Annotated in this window: 1 pseudogene; it reads right to left on the bottom strand. The window is 69.5% G+C overall.

What is annotated here, in order from left to right:
* Nucleotides 1–42: 42 nt before the first annotated feature.
* Nucleotides 43–436: pseudogene (locus tag C6558_RS39225) on the bottom strand (hypothetical protein); the annotation flags it as partial.

Below are 436 nucleotides of genomic sequence, written 5' to 3'. Positions count from 1 at the left end.
CGTGGGGAGGTTTACAAACACCCTTCACCACCCTTCACTCGGTCAGTCCTCGCACTCGGCGGCGAGCCCGATTCCGGCCCGTCTCATGCCCACGTTCGTCCGCTTGGCGGGGTATCCCAGCCGGTCCAGCTCGGCCCCGAATGCCTTAGCACTCAGGGCGTCTGCACCGTCCTGCACCGCCCATGCCGCCCATGACTGGTGCAGGTCGCTGGAGCGCGCGGACGCGCCCGCCATGACAACGCAGTTCTCGGCGATGAACCGGCGCACCGCGTCAGACTGGACCGCATAGGCGTCCGTCGCGGCCTTCACCGCGTCAGGCTCACCCATGCCGTGGTCCTCGTAGTCCCACCACCCGCGCACAGCCCACGTCACCACAGCGTCAGCGGCGGCACGTAGGCGCTCGGGCAGGGCCGTGTCCCGGTGCTCGGGCGGGATC

This window comes from Ensifer sp. NM-2 (assembly GCF_003024455.1).
GTDB lineage: Bacteria > Pseudomonadota > Alphaproteobacteria > Rhizobiales > Rhizobiaceae > Ensifer > Ensifer canadensis.
The sequence above is the reverse complement of the archived record's forward strand: the minus strand, read 5'-3'. Positions and strand labels throughout refer to the sequence as shown.